Below are 16,885 nucleotides of genomic sequence, written 5' to 3' on the forward strand. Positions count from 1 at the left end.
TAGTGAAATGCCCTATTGAACTCGCCTTGGAGTCTGTATAGGTGAACTTAAGTAGCTTATACCGTTTTCCGCGTTAAGGAATCAAGTTGAGTGAAGTTTTCACTAATTTGGGTGGTACCGCGTGAGTATATCTCTCGTCCCTTATTTTTTAAGGGGCGAGTTTTTTTTATTTCTAGCTTCAGCGCCTAGCCCCTCGGGGTCAAATGTGAAATAGCTGTGGTGGCTGAGGAGCTGCCTCCTTGGCCCGCACGATGCGGGTTATGTCTGCAATGCCACAGGATGTGGCGCACTTTGCAGACTTTCCCTAAACCCATTTGCCTGTCGGGGCAGACACAGGCGCTTACGCTTTCTTACATTTAAGGAGGAAATTCAATGAGCTTTAATCATGAAGCAATCGAAAAAAAATGGCAAAAGTATTGGCGAGAAAACAAAACGTACAAAATGACGGATGATCCATCCAAACCAAAATTTTATGCATTGGATATGTTTCCTTATCCATCAGGAGTAGGTTTGCATGTTGGGCATCCACTAGGGTATATCGCAACGGATATACTAAGTGCATTCAAACGTAAACAAGGCTATAACGTACTTCATCCAATGGGATGGGATGCTTTTGGATTACCAGCAGAGCAGTATGCGATTGATACGGGTAATGATCCAGCAGAATTTACTGCCAAAAATATTGCTACATTTAAACGTCAAATGACGGATTTAGGATTTTCTTTTGACTGGGATAGAGAAGTTAATACGACAGATCCTTCTTACTACAAATGGACACAATGGATTTTCATTCAGTTGTACAAAAAAGGTCTAGCTTATGTAGATGAAGTGCCAGTGAACTGGTGTCCTGCATTAGGTACTGTGTTGGCAAATGAAGAGGTAATTGATGGCGTTTCTGAACGTGGAGGACATCCAGTAGAACGTCGCCCGATGCGTCAGTGGGTGCTTCGAATAACTGCCTATGCAGATAGACTTTTGGAAGACTTGGAAGAATTAGATTGGCCGGAAAGCTTAAAAGAAATGCAACGTAACTGGATTGGTCGTTCAGAAGGTGCCGAGCTTACATTTGAAATAGCTGATACAAAGGAATCCTTCCGTGCATTTACCACTCGACCAGATACAATTTTCGGTGCAACTTATGCAGTATTAGCGCCTGAACATAAGCTTGTAGATACAATCACAACTGCTGAACAAGCTGAAGCAGTGCAAGCTTATAAAGATCAAGTGATATTGAAAAGTGATTTAGAGCGTACCGATCTTGCCAAACACAAAACAGGTGTATTTACAGGTGCTTATGCGATCAATCCAGTAAGTGGCGAAAAAATGCCTATTTGGATTGCGGATTATGTATTAGCATCATACGGAACAGGTGCTATAATGGCGGTTCCGGCTCATGATGAGCGCGACTATGAATTTGCAAAACAATTTGACTTACCAATCGTTGAAGTAGTTTCCGGTGGAGATATTGAAAAAGAAGCATACACAGCTGATGGTACGCTTGTTAACTCAGAATTTTTAAATGGCTTAAACAAACAAGAAGCAATTGCAAAAGCGATTGAGTGGTTTGAAGCAAATGGTAAAGGCGAAAAGAAAATCACGTATCGCCTTCGTGACTGGTTATTTAGCCGTCAACGTTATTGGGGTGAGCCAATTCCAATTATCCATTGGGAGGATGGCACTTCTACTGCTGTAGAAGAGTCTGAATTACCATTAACGCTTCCTGTAACAACAGATATTAAACCTAGTGGTACAGGTGAATCTCCATTGGCTAATATCACTGAGTGGGTAAATGTTGTAGATCCAGTAACAGGTAAAAAAGGACGTCGTGAAACAAATACAATGCCACAATGGGCAGGCAGCTGCTGGTACTACCTACGTTACATCGATCCGAACAATGACGAAGCACTTGTGGATCCAGAACTAGCTAAACGTTGGCTTCCGGTTGACATTTATGTGGGTGGAGCAGAGCATGCGGTACTTCACTTGTTATATGCACGTTTTTGGCATAAATTCCTTTACGATATTGGTGTGGTGACAACGAAAGAGCCATTCCAAAAACTATTTAACCAAGGAATGATCCTAGGGGAAGGTAACGAAAAAATGTCTAAGTCAAAAGGGAATGTAGTAAATCCTGATGATATCGTGAAAAGTCATGGTGCCGATTCTCTTCGTCTATATGAAATGTTCATGGGACCACTAGATTCTTCTAAACCATGGTCAACAAACGGCTTAGATGGCTCAAGACGTTTCCTAGACCGTATTTGGCGTTTACTTGTCGATGAAGATGGTAAATTGAGTGCAAAAGTTACAGACACTTCTTCTGACAATATGGAAAAAGCGTATCACCAAACGGTTAAGAAGGTAACGGAAGACTTTGAAGCAATGCATTATAATACAGCCATTTCACAAATGATGGTATTTATCAATGAAGGCTATAAAGCAGAGAAAATCTCAAAAGAATATGTGGAGGGCTTTGTGAAGCTCATTTCTCCAATCGTTCCGCATATAGCTGAGGAGCTTTGGAGCATTCTTGGACATAATGATACAATCGTGTATGAACCTTGGCCGACATTCGACGAATCTAAATTAGTAGATAACGAAGTAGAAGTTCCGGTACAAATTAGAGGAAAAGTACGCGCGAAACTAAATGTTTCTAGAGATGCAACAAAAGAAGAATTAGAAGCATTAGCTCTAGCTTCTGAACAAGTGCAACAATGGCTAGAAGGTCAAGAAGTGAAGAAGATCATTGCAATACCTGGTAAAATGGTTAATATTGTAATCTGATGAGTGAGAAAGCTGCTTATCCCTTTTGAGGATAAGTAGTTTTTTACTTTTTTTACTATTACAACTAAACCGTTCGTTTTTCCAACTAAATCCTCCGAAATTCCCACTAAATCTATAAAAATTCCAACTAAACACTCCAGTTTTCCAACTAACCTAATTTCCCAAGCATTTAACAACTCAAAAAGCCCCTAGTAAGATACTAGGAGCTCATGCATTTTGTAGATTATCACCCAAGTGTTTCTATAAAAGTTTGGATGATTCGATTCCCTTGCGCAGTTCCAATGGATTCTGGATGGAACTGAAGTCCATATAGGGGGTAATCTCGATGCTTAATCGCCATTATTTCTTGATCATCTTCAGCTCTAGCAAGTACCTCTAGTTCTTCGCTTAATGTATTTTCATCAATCACCAGCGAATGATAACGCATAACGGACATGGGTTCATTTATACCCTTAAATAAGCATGAATAAGTATGTTCTATGTTTGAAATCTTGCCATGCATGATTGTTTTGGCTTGCACAATATCCGCACCAAATGCCGCGCCGATTGACTGATGACCAAGACAAATTCCAAGTATCGGATACTTTCTGTGCAATTTCTGAATAATCTCCACCGAATTGCCAGCTTCCGTTGGGGTACCTGGACCTGGAGAAATAAGAATAGCAGCAGGATTTAATCGTTCAATTTCTTCAATGGATATTGCATCATTTCGAATAACCGTTACTTCCTGGCCAAGTGTGCTCACTTGTTGAAATAAATTATAAGTAAAGGAATCATAATTATCGATTAATAAAATCATCGTTGCACCTCCAACAGTGCTTTCGCTTTATTAATCGTTTCCTCGTATTCACTTTTTGGAACCGAGTCAAAGACAATACCAGCTCCCGCTTGAACATGAGCATGGCTATCTTTCACAACCATCGTGCGTATAGCAAGCGCTAAATCCATATTGCCGGTAACGGAGATATAGCCGACCGCTCCAGCGTACACTCCACGTTTGGTAGTTTCTAAGTCATTAATAATTTGCATCGCACGGATTTTGGGAGCTCCCGACACAGTGCCTGCTGGTAAACAAGCTGTCAACACGTCAAGCACATGCAAGTCTTTCTTTAAGCGACCAGTTACTTCTGAGACAATATGCATGACATATTTATAGTATTCAACCTTCATATACTTTTGGATTTGTACGGAACCAATTTCCGAAATCCGTCCGATATCATTACGTCCAAGATCTACAAGCATTCGATGCTCCGCAATTTCTTTTTCATCATTCAATAAATCTTTTGCGATTTGCATATCTTCCTCGACGGTTTCTCCTCGTGGCTTTGTCCCTGCGATGGGATTGGTCGTAATGATTCCATTATTAACTTTAACTAAGCTTTCTGGTGAAGTGCCGAGAATCGTATATTTTTCAAACTCCATATAAAACATATAAGGAGAAGGATTCGAAGTACGAAGCTGGCGATATAGAGCAAAAGGATTTCCTTCGAAAGGGGAAGAAAAACGTTGTGATAACACAATTTGGAAAATATCACCTTTTACAATGTGCTCCTTTGCTTTTTCTACCATCTGAATGAAAGTTGACTGTTCTATATTTGGTTGGAAAGCAAGCTTTGTTTTTGTATCCTCTTGAAGCTTGGAAACCTGCTGTAAATCTGTATAAATTGTTTCGATTGCAGTTGCCATCTCTTGTTGCGTACGACCAGATTGAAATAAATCAATTGCAGCAATCGTCACAGTTTGTTTCATATGATCAAAAATAATAAATGTGTCATAGAACATAAGATGGATATCTGGCATCTTTAATTCATCAGGCAACAATTTCCCAATCTTCTCATGATAAAATGCCGTTTCGTATCCGAAATAGCCAATCGCCCCTCCGAAAAAAGCAAACGGATATTTATCTGTATGAATGGGCAAAAGATATTTTAGCTTTTCAGTTACAGATGTTGACCCTTTCTCTGTATCTCCCTCGGCATACGACAGAGTATAGCCTGATTGGTCACCAATCAATTCTGCAATGGGGTTTAATGCGATAAATGAATAACGTCCACTTTCCTCATGTTTCGCTGACGATTCAAATAGCATTTTCTTTCTTCCATTTATCGATTGGTAAATGGAAATAGGGGTCATCATGTCTCCTTGAATCTCTTTCATCTCATAGCTTCTCGTCTCAACTGTCATTACTAATCTCTCCTTTTCACTGCTCAACTGAACACAAAAAGGCCCTCCATCTAAAAAGGACGGAGAGCCGTGGTGCCACCTTTATTGATTACTATTGTAACCCGCTTATTTCGCAAACAACCATTCGCGAAGTCTTGTAACGTAGACATACGCCTAAGCCTACTAATACGTTCAGCCCGGAGCTCAGAAGCCCATTCACGACATGCCTGCTACTAACTTGCACCAACCGTTAGCTCTCTTAAGCTTTTTACATCGCTACTATTCTTCATCATCGCTTGTTAAAGACTATTGTATTATAAATAGTGTTAAAATTCAATTTATATTTTATGTTAGCTAATAAATAGTTGCACATTTTAGGGAAACTGTGCGGTAGTGTGTTTAATGAAGTGTCCGTTGGGATATCCGCTACAGGGCGGACGCTTTCCGCCGGCTTGGCTTCCGCCGCTTCCTTTGCTCCTGCGCAAGCTCGTCGCAAAAGTAAATTTCGCTACGCTCAGTCTAGGGTCTTCAGCTCAAGCTATTCCGGCTGGAGTCGCCGCCCTTTCACTACAATCCAGTAAAGTCTGCTAATTACTAAGAAATGATGCACTAAATCTAGTACTATATTGTTTTTCTATAGGAAAACTATGATTAATTGAATAAGACTTACTTTTTAGTGATTATTAGTAGTTTCTATTGATTGGAGTTCAAGGCGGCGACACCTGCGGGATCAGCGGGACAGGTGAGACCCCGCAGGAGCGTGCGACGAGGAGGCTCACCGCCCGCCCCGCGGTAAGCGTCCGCATGGAGCGGAAATCAATTGCCTTTGCCGTATCTCTTTACTACGCAGTTTCCCTATATTGCGAATAAGTTATAGGATAAATCATTTAGTTAGTGCAGCGCTCATACCCGCAATTTTCCCAGTAACAAGAGCGGATGTAATATTATAACCACCTGTATATCCGTGAATATCCAAAATCTCCCCGCAGAAATACAGTCCTGCTTTTTTCTTAGACGCCATTGTTTTCGGTTCAATTTCTTTAATAGATACGCCGCCACCTGTTACAAATGCTTTATCGAGAGGCTGTGTACCATAAACGTCCACCGTAAATTGTTTCAATTGATGTGCAAGTTCTCTTATTTTATCGTGTGCTAGGTTTTGGCCATCTTCACTTTCCTGGATACCCGCACGCTGAAGTAAAAATAATAACCATCTTTCCGGCACAATCCCTTTCCAAACATTTTTCACAGACTTTTTCGGATCCTCTTTGATAGAAGAGAGGAGAGATTGAAATGTTTGCTCTTCATTTTGATCTGGCAAACTATCGATGCGAATTTGAACAGGCTGTCCGCCATTTTTCTTTTGTTCTTTCACAACGAATTGGCTACAACGCAAAATAGCTGGACCACTTAAACCAAAATGGGTAAATAGCATGTCCATTTGATGAGTAATAATCGGTTTTCCATTTTTCTTCAGTACAGAAACCGCAACATCTCGCAGGGCAAGACCTTGAAGCTCCTTCGATTTGATAAAAGGTTCGCTTGATAATAAAGGAACTTCTGTTGGATATAGATCTGTAACTGTATGTCCCGCTTTTTCAGCCCAAGGATAGCCGTCTCCAGTGGATCCAGTTTGCGGAACTGCCTTTCCTCCAACAGCAACCACAACAGCCGGTGCAACAACTTCTTCACCAGTACTCAGGCGTACGCCAATTACTTTTTCGTCATTCATTAATAGTTTTGCAACTGGAGAATTTAATTTAATTTCAACATGTAACCTTTTTAATTCATCCAGTAACGCATTTACAACATCCATTGCCTTATTGGAAACAGGGAACATTCTACCGTGGTCCTCTTCTTTTAAAGCAACCCCAAGATTTTCAAAAAACGCAATAATATCTTCATTATTAAAAACGGAGAAGGGACTGAATAAAAAACGTCCATTTCCGGGGATATTTTTGACAATTTCTTCTTGAGGAAGACGATTGGTTACGTTACAACGTCCACCGCCAGATATAGCAAGTTTTTTACCAAGCTTCGAACCTTTTTCAATAAGTAATACTTTTTTCTTTTCTGCTCCAGCAGCGGCAGCGGCCATTAATCCTGATGGACCCCCACCGATTACAATAACGTCATACATAAATAATTCACACTTTCACTTTTTTCTTTATTATACACGATTGTGGTTTTCATGAGACAGATGTAAACTGTAGTGTAGACAATTTAACTTTAGGCAACAATTATTTTATTGTTGCCTAAAGTTAAAGCCTTTGGCGGATGCCACAGATTTTAAGAGGAATATCTCAAGCGAGATCAGGCCTGCGTGATGCAGGTCAGTTAGCTGTTGTCGTAAGGATGTGAAGTTCTTAGGCTAACTTCCTTACTTAATCTGGGCGCAACAAATACGCCAAGGCGAATTTGACAGGATTGGGCGGGTTCTATGGCTTCGAATTTATTAAAAGGGACAATGATTTTAACTGTTGGTCTCTTATTATCAAGGATTTTGGGAGTACTCTATGTTATTCCTTTTTACCAAATCATCGGGGAAGATTATGTAGCACTATACCAATACGCATATGTTCCATATTCCATAATGCTGGCGATAGCTGTTTCTGGAGTGCCAATTGCGGTTTCTAAGTTTGTTTCGAAATATAATGCGCTTGGGGATTATGCAACTGGTCGAAAGTTAGTAAAGTCTAGTATGTTACTGATGATGGGTACTGGAGTTCTGGGATTTATCGTTTTATTTGTAATGTCGGAACCGATAGCACATCTCATTATCAAAGATGATGAGGCACTTTTTACTGTAGAAGATGTAGCTACCGTTATTAAATATGTAAGTTTTGCGGTAATTGTCGTACCTGTTATGAGTCTAATCCGTGGGTTTTTCCAAGGGTATCAACATATGTCTCCTACAGCAGTTTCTCAGTTATTTGAGCAAGTTATACGTATACTGTTCGTATTAGCAGGCGGATTTATGGTTGTTTATATTTTCAAGGGTTCTGAAAAAACGGCGATTTCTTTTGCGGTATTTGCTGCGTTTTTAGGTGCGATTGCTAGTTTGATCGTTTTATATTGGTATTGGAAAAAATTAAAGCCAGAGTTTAATGCATTGCTCAGCTCAAGTGGTAAAATGACTTCCGATGTTTCCCTTACGAATATTTATAAAGAGATGCTAATATACACCGTTCCATTTGCTTTAGTTGGTGTTATCAATCCATTATTCCAATTTATCGATATGATTACATTTAACCGTGCAATGTTGGAGATAGGTATTAATGGAGAAATTTCTAATACTTTACTTGGGATGCTCAACTTTTCCGCACATAAATTAGTGATGATCCCAGTCATGCTAGCAACAGGATTTTCCATGACGTTAATTCCGTTGATTACAAGTTATTACGCGAAGCAAGATTTTGGCCAAGTAAGAAAATCATTGGATCAAACTTTTCAAATATTATTATTCCTAACTGTACCAGCTGCCATGGGTATTTCCGTTTTAGCGAATGAGTTTTACCTAGTATTTTATCAGCAAAGTGAAACAGGGGCGACAGTGCTTGCGCATTATGCACCTGTAGCTATATTATTTGCGCTTTATCCAGTGACAACAGCGATTTTGCAGGGGATAGACAGACAAAAACTTATTATCTTGAATTTATTACTTGGTATATTAACGAAGCTTGTGTTAAATACGCCATTCATTAAAGCGTTTGAAACAGACGGTGCAATATTTGCTACTTCATTAGGTTATATTGTAGCCATAGGGTTAAATATGTTTGCGATTCGAAGAACATTGCATTATAAATCAACGATGGTGTTTAGAAGAATTCTATTAATCCTGATGGTGAATGTAGCTATGTTAATGCTAGTATTCCTTTCTAAATGGGGCATCGAGAAAATGTTCGCAATCGATCATAAGCTGGAGGCGGTGGTAGTCATCTTCGTTTGTGCTTCCATCGGTGCTGCTTTTTATGGGTATGTAACTTTGCGATTAGGTCTTGCACAGAAGCTCTTTGGAGAAAGACTCACAAAATACACGAAAAAAATTGGTTTTTAGGAGAACGATATGCGATTAGATAAATTTCTAGCTCATACGGGCTTTGGAACAAGAAGAGAAGTTAAGTTATTGATCAAGTCGAAGGCAATTCAAGTAAATGAAGTCACTGTAAAAGATAGCGGTGTGCATGTAAATGAGCACAGCGATAGAGTTTCTGTTTATGGGGAAGTAATAGAATATAAACAGTTCATTTATTTAATGTTAAATAAACCAGCAGGAGTTGTATCTGCAACTGATGATACAAGAGATAAAACCGTCATCGATTTATTGAATGATGATGTGAGGCATTTCGAGCCTTATCCAGTCGGGAGGCTGGATAAGGATACGGTAGGTCTGCTGTTACTTACAAATGATGGAGCATTAACGCATCGTTTGCTGTCGCCAAATAAAGAGGTTCCAAAAGTATACTTTGCCAAAGTGCAAGGTATAGTAAACGAGATTGATATAGAAGCTTTTAAAAATGGAGTCATATTAGATGATGGCTATCATACAAAACCTGGTATGCTCCAGATTTTAAAAAGTGGATCCATTTCTGAGATTGAATTAACAATTACAGAAGGGAAATTCCATCAAGTTAAAAGAATGTTTGAAGCAGTAGGGAAAAAGGTAGTCTTCTTAAAAAGACTTTCCATGGGTACCCTTAAGCTGGATGAGTCACTTGCAGAAGGTGCATATAGGGAATTAACAGAAGAAGAATTAGAGCAAATACAGCAAAAGAATGACCTCGCTTAAGTTTTGAGCATGGTCATTCTTTTCATATTGAAGCTATCTAAGATGTTAATTTAACGCGTTTGTTCGTCGTGGTCCATTTGCCTCTTGTTGGACTAATAACTAAGTCATTAAAAGCAAGCACATTCAAATCTCGCTGAATAGTGCGAGGAGTGATGCCAAATTCATCGACTAAGTCTTGTGTTGTAACAGTTCCGTTATCTCGGATGAACATGTACATGTCTTTAATTCGATTGAGCATCCGATCAGTAGTAGGTTTCATGAGTAACCACTCCTTCATCATCATATCTCTTGGCTAGACTAGCGGACGACATGGGTGAAAAGCAACTAGATAATTGCAATTTACAGCCCCTTTACTATATTGGTAGTCAATAGTATTATCTGACAATTTAATTATAGTAGATTTTCTACCAAATTTCTATCAAAACAAATTAATTTACAAAGTTTTAACATGAAAATCTGAAAGTACAGGCATTTATAGGTTATAAATTTTTTTAAAAGACGTCCAGTTAAAATAAGTGTAAAATAGCTATATATACATTAATCGTAGAGGTGGTTGTCTTATGAACTGGTTAAAACTTGCTGAAGATAAGAAAGAAGAAATAATAACAGAGTTACAGAAGCTTATTCAAATTCCAAGTGTCCTACAAAAAGATCTAGCTACAGACGACATGCCTTTCGGTCCAAAACCCTTAGAGGCATTACAACATATGCTGCAAGAAGGAGAAAAAGCCGGTTTTACTACAAAAAATGTAGATAATATGGCTGGGCATATTGAAATGGGCGAAGGTGAAGAAATTCTCGGTATTCTTTGTCATGTAGATGTAGTACCAGAAGGATATGGTTGGACTTACCCACCATTTGAGGGCGTCGTGGCAAACGATCGAGTATATGGTCGCGGTGCTATAGATGATAAAGGACCAACAATTGCCGCATGGATGGCGATGAAATTAGTAAAAGAATCTGGAATTGAGCTTTCTAAAAAAGTGCGCATGATTATAGGAACGGATGAAGAAAGTGGTTTTCGTTGTGTGGATCGCTATTTTCAAAAAGAACAAATGCCGACAATTGGGTTTGCTCCGGATGCAGATTTTCCAATTATAAATGCAGAAAAAGGAATTGCCAGTTTAATCTTTACGCAAAAAGGTTCCCCTGAAACAGAAACAATTCAGTTTTTCCAAGCCGGAAAACGAACAAATATGGTACCTGATGAAGCCTTTGCCTTTGTATTTGGTGGACTTATTACCATTAAAGAAAAGTTTGATGTTTTTGCGAAAGAACATGGAATTACTGGGGAAGTTGCTCCTCAAGGCCCAATGGTAAAAGTATTAGTCAACGGAAAATCTGCACATGCTATGGAACCGGATGAAGGAGTTAACGCAGCAATCGTACTTGCGAAATTTTTACAAACGATTAATTTAACCGCTCATTCGAAAGCTTTTGTAGACTTTTTGGTAGAAGGATTTGGGGAAGATAGCAGAGGGCATAAACTCGAGTTAAACTTTACGGATGATATATCAGGTGATACTACGCTTAATCCTGGGGTGATTCATTATGCACCAGAACAAGGATCATGCACACAAGTCAGCATGCGCTATTCTGTTACGTATCCTTTTGAAGAAAAGCTTGCTGCTTGTCGAGAAGTGTTAAAGCAAATGGGCATTACACTTGATTTAGGTTCTAATTCTGCTCCGCATCATGTCGATGAAAAGGATGAGTTAATCCAAACATTGCAAGAAGTATATGAAAGAAATACTGGAGAAGAAGCAAAGCTTCTATCCATTGGTGGAGGGACATATGCACGTGTACTCGATAAAGGGGTGGCGTTTGGTATGCTTTTTCCGGGTAGAAAAGATGTTGCGCATCAACTAGATGAATACGTGGATATTGAAGATTTGATAAAAGCTACAGCAATTTATGCTGATGCAATCGTTGAACTTGCAAGTAAAAATGTAGAAGCGGGTGAAAAATAATGGCTAAAATTTTATGGAATGACGAAATTATAAACGAAGAAGAAGTAAAAATTGGATTTGAAGACCGTGGTTATCAATTCGGTGATGGGATTTACGAAGTAATTAAAATTTATAACGGCAATGTATTTACAGCAACAGAGCATATCGATCGTTTATATGCAAGTGCCGATAAAATTCAGCTAGTGATCCCATACACAAAAGATGTTATGCACAAAATGCTCCATGAACTAATCGAAACAAACGAAGTAGAGAATGGTCATATTTATGTACAAGTTACACGTGGTATAAGTCCGAGACAGCATAATTTTCCTAATCCTGCAGTTGAATCCGTTTTAACAGCTTATACAAAAGAAACGACACGCCCACTCGCTCAGCTAAAAAACGGAGTAAAAGCTTGTTTTGTAGAGGATATTCGATGGCTTCGTTGCGATATTAAGTCGCTTAACTTACTTGGTAATGTACTCGCTAAACAAGAAGCAATTAGTAAAGATTGCTATGAAGCAATTCAACATCGTGGAGAGATTGTGACAGAGGGATCTTCTTCTAATGTGTATGGCATAAAAGATGGTGTACTTTATACGCATCCAGTAAGTAACTTGATATTGAATGGTATTACAAGAAAAGTGATTTTGGATTGTTGCGAAGAAATCGGGTTAACAGTAGTCGAAGAAGCGTTTACGAAGGAACAAGCATTGGCTATGGATGAAATGATTATGTCCTCTACAAACGCAGAAGTAATGCCAATCATTTCTCTTGAAGGACAACTAATCGGAGAAGGTAAACGTGGGGAATGGACAGAAAAACTGCAACAAGCATTTGAACACAGAATCCCATCTTCTATTGGTGTATGAAACAACATTACTTTATCGGTATTAAGGTTCCCGAGCATATTGCAAAAGCGATTGTAAATGAGCGTGAAAAAACAAATGTGCATACAACACATAAAACTTTGCCTGTCGCAGAGGACTTGCATATCACGCTCTTTTACTTAGGGCATGTGGAACAAATTGTACTAACATTAATCGTGGAACGTTTACAAGAAATTCATTGGGAAGCGTTCGAACTAACAACAAGCGGCTTATCTCATTTTGGAAATGCGCAAACACCTCGTGTATTATTTACTGCCTTAGAAGATAGCAATCCTTTACATGATCTACAACAGAAAATTGTGCAGCAATTATCCAAAGTTATTGAGATAAATAACATTAAAGATTTTAACGCTCATATTACCATTGCTAAAAAATGGGCAGCAGCGAACGAATTGCATACAAAAGATTTTCAATTACCAAAGATGAGTTTTGATGTCTCTCATTTCTCCATTTTCCAAATAAATAACAATCGTTCCCCTCGTTATGAGGATATTGTTTGCATACAGAATAGGGGGGTGTAGAATGGCTCAATTAGTTAAGCTACAGGATTATGTTTCACGTTACGAAAAAGATTTGAAAAGATACCCAACTCAATTTATTCGATTGAAAAAACAACAATGGGAACGCACGAAAGAGGAATTTGAAAAAGGGGCATTCCACAATAATTGGATGGATACAGAAGAAGAAAAAATAGAGGAACCAGAGAAAAAATCTTTTTTTTCTAAACTGTTTCATCGCAATAAGGAAGAAAGTTCGGAAATAGAAGAGGTAAATTCTATTTCCGATGAGCCCACTCCTCTTTTTTTTGAACCCAAAATTGTTTATGAACCACAGACAAAAGAAGATTTAAAACGAATGTATTTAGATCAACTTTTCCATTTTCAAATAAAATGGGCAAGTTCTACTCTACGTGAAAAGTCGTATGTGGATCCAAAATTTATGCGAGATACATTATTAAGAACGTTTATGCAGACGCTTCCCGATAATTATTTTTATTCTATTATCCTATTTTAAAGCTAAAAAAGGCACCAATAGAATTAGATATTATGCTGGTTTTGCCAACAGAAATTGTTTGTATCGTTATGCTAGAAGGCCAAAATTTAGATGCATTTATCGGTAGCGGGGATCGTTTTTGGATAAGAAAAAGTGGAAAAGAAGAGAAAAAGGTATTAAGTCCGATGATTAATATTAATCGTATGGAATCTATCTTATTGCAAGTCTTTAAAAAAGAAGAAATAGATTTACCGATTAGAAAAGTTATTCTATCAAGGAATGGATATATCGACTATCCCGGTTCTTCTTATAATGTCCAATTTGTCGATAGCAGGACGTATGGAGAATGGTTTTTATCATTAAAGAATTCTCCTTCTCCTATGAAACATATGCAATTTAAAGCAGCACAAGCAATTTTAAATTTAGTGCAAACTACTTCTTATTCAAGGTCTTCTTGGGATTTAGATAGCGAGGAGAAAGATGAATAACATTGTTTTTATCGTCAATGAGCATGCGGGTAATGGACGCGGAAAAAAGATTTGGAAGAAGTGGAAAGATGCCATTGCTTTTCCTTATACATGTGTAATAACTGAACGAAGTGGACATGCGACAGTGATTGCTAGAAGCTATGCTGCATTGAGTAAAGATGAGTTATTAATAGTTGCTGTTGGTGGGGATGGTACGGTCCACGAAATCATTGTTGGAGTTACAGGCTACAATCATGTTCGAGTTGGTGTCATTTCTGCTGGAAGTGGAAATGATTTCGGCCGAACATTTTCTGTTTTTCAAACGACCGAGCAATTAAATAAGTATGTACATAGCAACTATGAATCATTGAAAATGGATCTAGCTTTGTTAACTATTGGTCATGATTCATACCCTGTAGTGAATAATGCAGGGTTTGGTTTTGATGCAAAAGTGGCTTATTCTGTTAACCATTCTACATGGAAAAAAAGATTAAATACGTTTGGTTTAGGAAAGTTAACTTACATTATATACCTTATAAAAGAGTTATTTACTTTTCAGCGTTTTTCTTTCACTTTACATACAGAAGACAAAATGGTAACGTATGACGATGTTTGGTTCATCGTTGTATGTAATCAACCCTATTTTGGTGGAGGGATGAAGATATCACCTTTATCCAAACCAAATGATCAATTAATTGAAATGACAATCGTGTACAAGCTAGCAAGATGGAAATTATTATTTATATTTAGTACGGTTTTCTTTGGAAAACATACAAAATATAAAGAAGTTATCCAGTTTCAAGCGAAAAACTATACAATATCAATACATGACAAAGTTTATGGACATGTAGATGGGGAATTTTCTTGTATAACCGAGGAAAATCACTCTTATTTATTTTCAGTCAGTCCAAAAGCTTGGAACTTAGCAAAACATATAGAAAAAGGAGTTTAACATAATGAGGTTAAGACATAAACCATGGGCAGAAGAATTTATAAATAGCCACCCTGAAATTGTTATTCCGAATCCGGAAGAGTTGAAAGGGAAGTGGGAATCGGAATTTAATAATAATCATCCGCTTCATATTGAAGTGGGTACAGGCAAAGGTCAGTTTATAACTGGGATGGCAAAACAAAATCCCGATATAAACTACATTGGAATAGAGCTGTATGATAGCGTTATTGTTTCTGCGGTTGAAAATGTGATTGCAGCAGGCTCTCCGTCAAATTTACGCCTACTAAAAGTAAATGGTGCCGATTTGGAAAAATACTTCGAGAAAAACGATGTAGACCGTGTTTATTTGAATTTCTCGGATCCATGGCCAAAAATTAGACATGCGAAGAGACGCTTAACGCATGAAGGATTTTTGAAACTATATGAATCTATTTTAGTAGACAATGCGGAAATCCATTTCAAAACAGATAATCGGGGATTATTTGAATACTCTTTAATTAGTATGTCGGCTTATGGTATGTTAATAAAAGATGTTTCGCTCGATTTGCACGCAAATATGCCAGAAGATAACATTATGACGGAGTATGAAGAAAAATTTTCTGCAAAAGGGCAGCCGATTTATCGAGTTGAAGCAAAATTCGTATAAAAGGGGACAAGGGAGAATGGATACGTTTCAATTTCACGACATGTCTTTAACTTGGTTACAGGGCGGGACAACGCATATGGATGGGGGTGCCATGTTCGGTGTTGTACCAAAACCATTATGGGAAAAGAAATATCCTGTCAATGAAAAGAATCAAATCGAATTAGCATCCGATCCATTATTCATCCAGTACAAAGGGCAAAATATTTTACTAGAAGCAGGAATTGGTTACGGAAAATTTACGGACAAGCAATTAAGAAACTATGGAGTTTCAAGTCAATCTCAAGTGGAAGACAATTTAGCACAACTTGGTGTTCTCCCAGAAGAAATCGATATAGTGATCATGACACATTTACATTTTGATCATGCTTGTGGTTTAACTAAATGGGCAGATGACAGGCTTGTCTCCAGTTTTCCAAATGCTAAAATATATGTATCGGACGTCGAATGGAATGAAATGAAAAACCCAAATATCCGTTCCCGAAATACATATTGGAAAGAAAATTGGGAGCCCATAGTAGATCAAGTAGTGACATTTACAGATTCCATAGAAGTAGTAGATGGAATTGAAATGATTCACACTGGTGGTCACAGCGATGGACATAGTATTGTGTTGTTTAAGCAAAACGATGAGACGATTATTCATATGGCGGATCTCATGCCTACAAATGCACATCAAAATCCACTATGGGTATTGGCTTATGATGATTATCCGATGACTTCTATTTTTGCAAAAGAAAAGTGGGTAAATGAGGCATTACAATCTAATTATTGGTTTAGCTTTTACCATGACGTCTTTTACCGATTAGTGAAATGGTCTGAAGATGGAAAAAAGATAGTAGATAAACTAGAGAGAACGACTGGCTTTTAAAATGAAGTTTAATAAAAACAGCTTATGGTTTACATAATCATAAGCTGTTTTTATTTATGGATGGAGCCTATAAGTTTAGACACATAGATAACTCAAGTAGCATTAGGAGCGGCATGTTTATATTTTAATTGCTGTATAGGGAAACTGCGCGGTAGTGAGTTGAATGAAGTAGACGCTTGGATTTCCGCTACAGGGCGGACGCTTTCCGCCGGCTTGGCTTCAGACGCTTCCCTTGCTCCTGCGCAAGCTCGTCGCAAAAGTAAATTTCGCTACACTCAGTCCAGGGTCTTCAGCTCAAGCTATTCCGGCTGGAGTCGCCGCCCTTTCGCTACAATCCACCATATTAGCTAACTACTCAGCTTTACCACTTTCAATCAAATTTAC

Annotated in this window: 15 protein-coding genes and 2 other annotated features (1 of these 17 cut by a window edge); of the genes, 11 read left to right on the top strand and 4 right to left on the bottom strand. The window is 38.2% G+C overall.

Going from position 1 to position 16,885, the window contains the following annotated elements; all coding sequences use genetic code 11:
- Positions 1-145 (top strand) — a binding site (T-box leader); it begins 67 nt to the left of the window's first position.
- Positions 146-372: 227 nt separating this feature from the next.
- Positions 373-2,784, top strand: coding sequence for a leucine--tRNA ligase (gene leuS / locus OR571_RS02860; RefSeq protein WP_282241336.1), 2,412 nt, complete (start codon positions 373-375; stop codon positions 2,782-2,784).
- Between the two features lie 226 nt (positions 2,785-3,010).
- Here the strand turns inward: leuS and OR571_RS02865 are convergent, their stop codons facing one another.
- From OR571_RS02865 to OR571_RS02875, 3 genes are all read right to left on the bottom strand, one after another.
- On the bottom strand, positions 3,011-3,583 hold the full coding sequence (locus tag OR571_RS02865; RefSeq protein WP_282241337.1) for an aminodeoxychorismate/anthranilate synthase component II: 573 nt from the start codon (positions 3,581-3,583) through the stop codon (positions 3,011-3,013).
- A complete protein-coding gene (trpE, locus tag OR571_RS02870) occupies positions 3,580-4,968 on the bottom strand; it encodes an anthranilate synthase component I (RefSeq protein WP_282241338.1) in 1,389 nt (462 codons plus the stop codon). Before trpE ends, OR571_RS02865 begins: the two co-directional genes overlap by 4 nt.
- Positions 4,969-5,020: 52 nt before the next feature.
- Positions 5,021-5,249 (bottom strand) — a binding site (T-box leader).
- Between the two features lie 581 nt (positions 5,250-5,830).
- Positions 5,831-7,087, bottom strand: coding sequence for a BaiN/RdsA family NAD(P)/FAD-dependent oxidoreductase (locus tag OR571_RS02875; protein WP_282241339.1), 1,257 nt, complete (start codon positions 7,085-7,087; stop codon positions 5,831-5,833).
- Positions 7,088-7,387: 300 nt separating this feature from the next.
- Between OR571_RS02875 and OR571_RS02880 the strand changes: the two genes are divergently transcribed.
- Complete coding sequence (locus tag OR571_RS02880; protein WP_282241340.1) at positions 7,388-9,004, top strand: putative polysaccharide biosynthesis protein; 1,617 nt, start codon at positions 7,388-7,390, stop codon at positions 9,002-9,004.
- A 9-nt stretch (positions 9,005-9,013) separates the two neighbouring features.
- The gene (locus OR571_RS02885) at positions 9,014-9,736 is read left to right on the top strand and encodes a pseudouridine synthase (protein WP_282241341.1); all 723 of its coding nucleotides are present in this window, start codon (positions 9,014-9,016) and stop codon (positions 9,734-9,736) included.
- A 37-nt stretch (positions 9,737-9,773) separates the two neighbouring features.
- On the opposite strand, the gene OR571_RS02890 is transcribed toward OR571_RS02885, so the two are convergent.
- Positions 9,774-9,995: a DeoR family transcriptional regulator gene (locus tag OR571_RS02890; RefSeq protein ID WP_142538837.1), complete on the bottom strand. Its 222-nt coding sequence runs from the start codon at positions 9,993-9,995 to the stop codon at positions 9,774-9,776.
- Between the two features lie 301 nt (positions 9,996-10,296).
- Between OR571_RS02890 and pepV the strand changes: the two genes are divergently transcribed.
- The 8 genes from pepV to OR571_RS02925 are packed head-to-tail and all read left to right on the top strand — an operon-like array spanning position 10,297 to position 16,501.
- Positions 10,297-11,706 (top strand): dipeptidase PepV, encoded by a 1,410-nt coding sequence (gene pepV / locus OR571_RS02895; RefSeq protein ID WP_282241342.1) that lies wholly within the window; start codon positions 10,297-10,299, stop codon positions 11,704-11,706.
- Positions 11,706-12,557: a D-amino-acid transaminase gene (gene dat / locus OR571_RS02900; RefSeq protein WP_282241343.1), complete on the top strand. Its 852-nt coding sequence runs from the start codon at positions 11,706-11,708 to the stop codon at positions 12,555-12,557. The genes pepV and dat overlap by 1 nt, the downstream gene beginning before the upstream one ends.
- Positions 12,554-13,096, top strand: coding sequence for an RNA 2',3'-cyclic phosphodiesterase (thpR, locus tag OR571_RS02905; protein WP_282241344.1), 543 nt, complete (start codon positions 12,554-12,556; stop codon positions 13,094-13,096). Before dat ends, thpR begins: the two co-directional genes overlap by 4 nt.
- A 1-nt stretch (position 13,097) precedes the next feature.
- Positions 13,098-13,589, top strand: a complete 492-nt coding sequence (locus OR571_RS22730) for a hypothetical protein (RefSeq protein ID WP_348775008.1) — start codon at positions 13,098-13,100, stop codon at positions 13,587-13,589.
- A gap of 41 nt (positions 13,590-13,630) precedes the next feature.
- The gene (locus OR571_RS22735) at positions 13,631-14,056 is read left to right on the top strand and encodes a hypothetical protein (protein WP_348775009.1); all 426 of its coding nucleotides are present in this window, start codon (positions 13,631-13,633) and stop codon (positions 14,054-14,056) included.
- Positions 14,049-14,987, top strand: coding sequence for a diacylglycerol/lipid kinase family protein (locus tag OR571_RS02915; protein ID WP_282241345.1), 939 nt, complete (start codon positions 14,049-14,051; stop codon positions 14,985-14,987). Before OR571_RS22735 ends, OR571_RS02915 begins: the two co-directional genes overlap by 8 nt.
- A gap of 4 nt (positions 14,988-14,991) precedes the next feature.
- Positions 14,992-15,633 (top strand): tRNA (guanosine(46)-N7)-methyltransferase TrmB, encoded by a 642-nt coding sequence (trmB, locus tag OR571_RS02920; protein ID WP_282241346.1) that lies wholly within the window; start codon positions 14,992-14,994, stop codon positions 15,631-15,633.
- A gap of 16 nt (positions 15,634-15,649) precedes the next feature.
- Complete coding sequence (locus OR571_RS02925) at positions 15,650-16,501, top strand: YtnP family quorum-quenching lactonase (RefSeq protein ID WP_282241347.1); 852 nt, start codon at positions 15,650-15,652, stop codon at positions 16,499-16,501.
- Positions 16,502-16,885 lie beyond the last annotated feature (384 nt).

Origin of the sequence: Psychrobacillus sp. NEAU-3TGS, from assembly GCF_029955155.1 — a bacterium.
Classification (GTDB): domain Bacteria; phylum Bacillota; class Bacilli; order Bacillales_A; family Planococcaceae; genus Psychrobacillus.

Bases quoted from the DNA above. Each gene is read 5' to 3' on its own strand.
- thpR (WP_282241344.1), top strand. From the start codon at position 12,554: ATGAAACAACATTACTTTATCGGTATTAAGGTTCCCGAGCATATTGCA.
- OR571_RS02885 (WP_282241341.1), top strand. From the start codon at position 9,014: ATGCGATTAGATAAATTTCTAGCTCATACGGGCTTTGGAACAAGAAGA.
- pepV (WP_282241342.1), top strand. From the start codon at position 10,297: ATGAACTGGTTAAAACTTGCTGAAGATAAGAAAGAAGAAATAATAACA.
- OR571_RS02925 (WP_282241347.1), top strand. From the start codon at position 15,650: ATGGATACGTTTCAATTTCACGACATGTCTTTAACTTGGTTACAGGGC.
- OR571_RS02880 (WP_282241340.1), top strand. From the start codon at position 7,388: ATGGCTTCGAATTTATTAAAAGGGACAATGATTTTAACTGTTGGTCTC.
- leuS (WP_282241336.1), top strand. From the start codon at position 373: ATGAGCTTTAATCATGAAGCAATCGAAAAAAAATGGCAAAAGTATTGG.
- trmB (WP_282241346.1), top strand. From the start codon at position 14,992: ATGAGGTTAAGACATAAACCATGGGCAGAAGAATTTATAAATAGCCAC.
- OR571_RS22730 (WP_348775008.1), top strand. From the start codon at position 13,098: ATGGCTCAATTAGTTAAGCTACAGGATTATGTTTCACGTTACGAAAAA.
- dat (WP_282241343.1), top strand. From the start codon at position 11,706: ATGGCTAAAATTTTATGGAATGACGAAATTATAAACGAAGAAGAAGTA.
- OR571_RS02865 (WP_282241337.1), bottom strand. From the start codon at position 3,583: ATGATTTTATTAATCGATAATTATGATTCCTTTACTTATAATTTATTT.
- OR571_RS02915 (WP_282241345.1), top strand. From the start codon at position 14,049: ATGAATAACATTGTTTTTATCGTCAATGAGCATGCGGGTAATGGACGC.
- OR571_RS02890 (WP_142538837.1), bottom strand. From the start codon at position 9,995: ATGAAACCTACTACTGATCGGATGCTCAATCGAATTAAAGACATGTAC.
- OR571_RS02875 (WP_282241339.1), bottom strand. From the start codon at position 7,087: ATGTATGACGTTATTGTAATCGGTGGGGGTCCATCAGGATTAATGGCC.
- trpE (WP_282241338.1), bottom strand. From the start codon at position 4,968: ATGACAGTTGAGACGAGAAGCTATGAGATGAAAGAGATTCAAGGAGAC.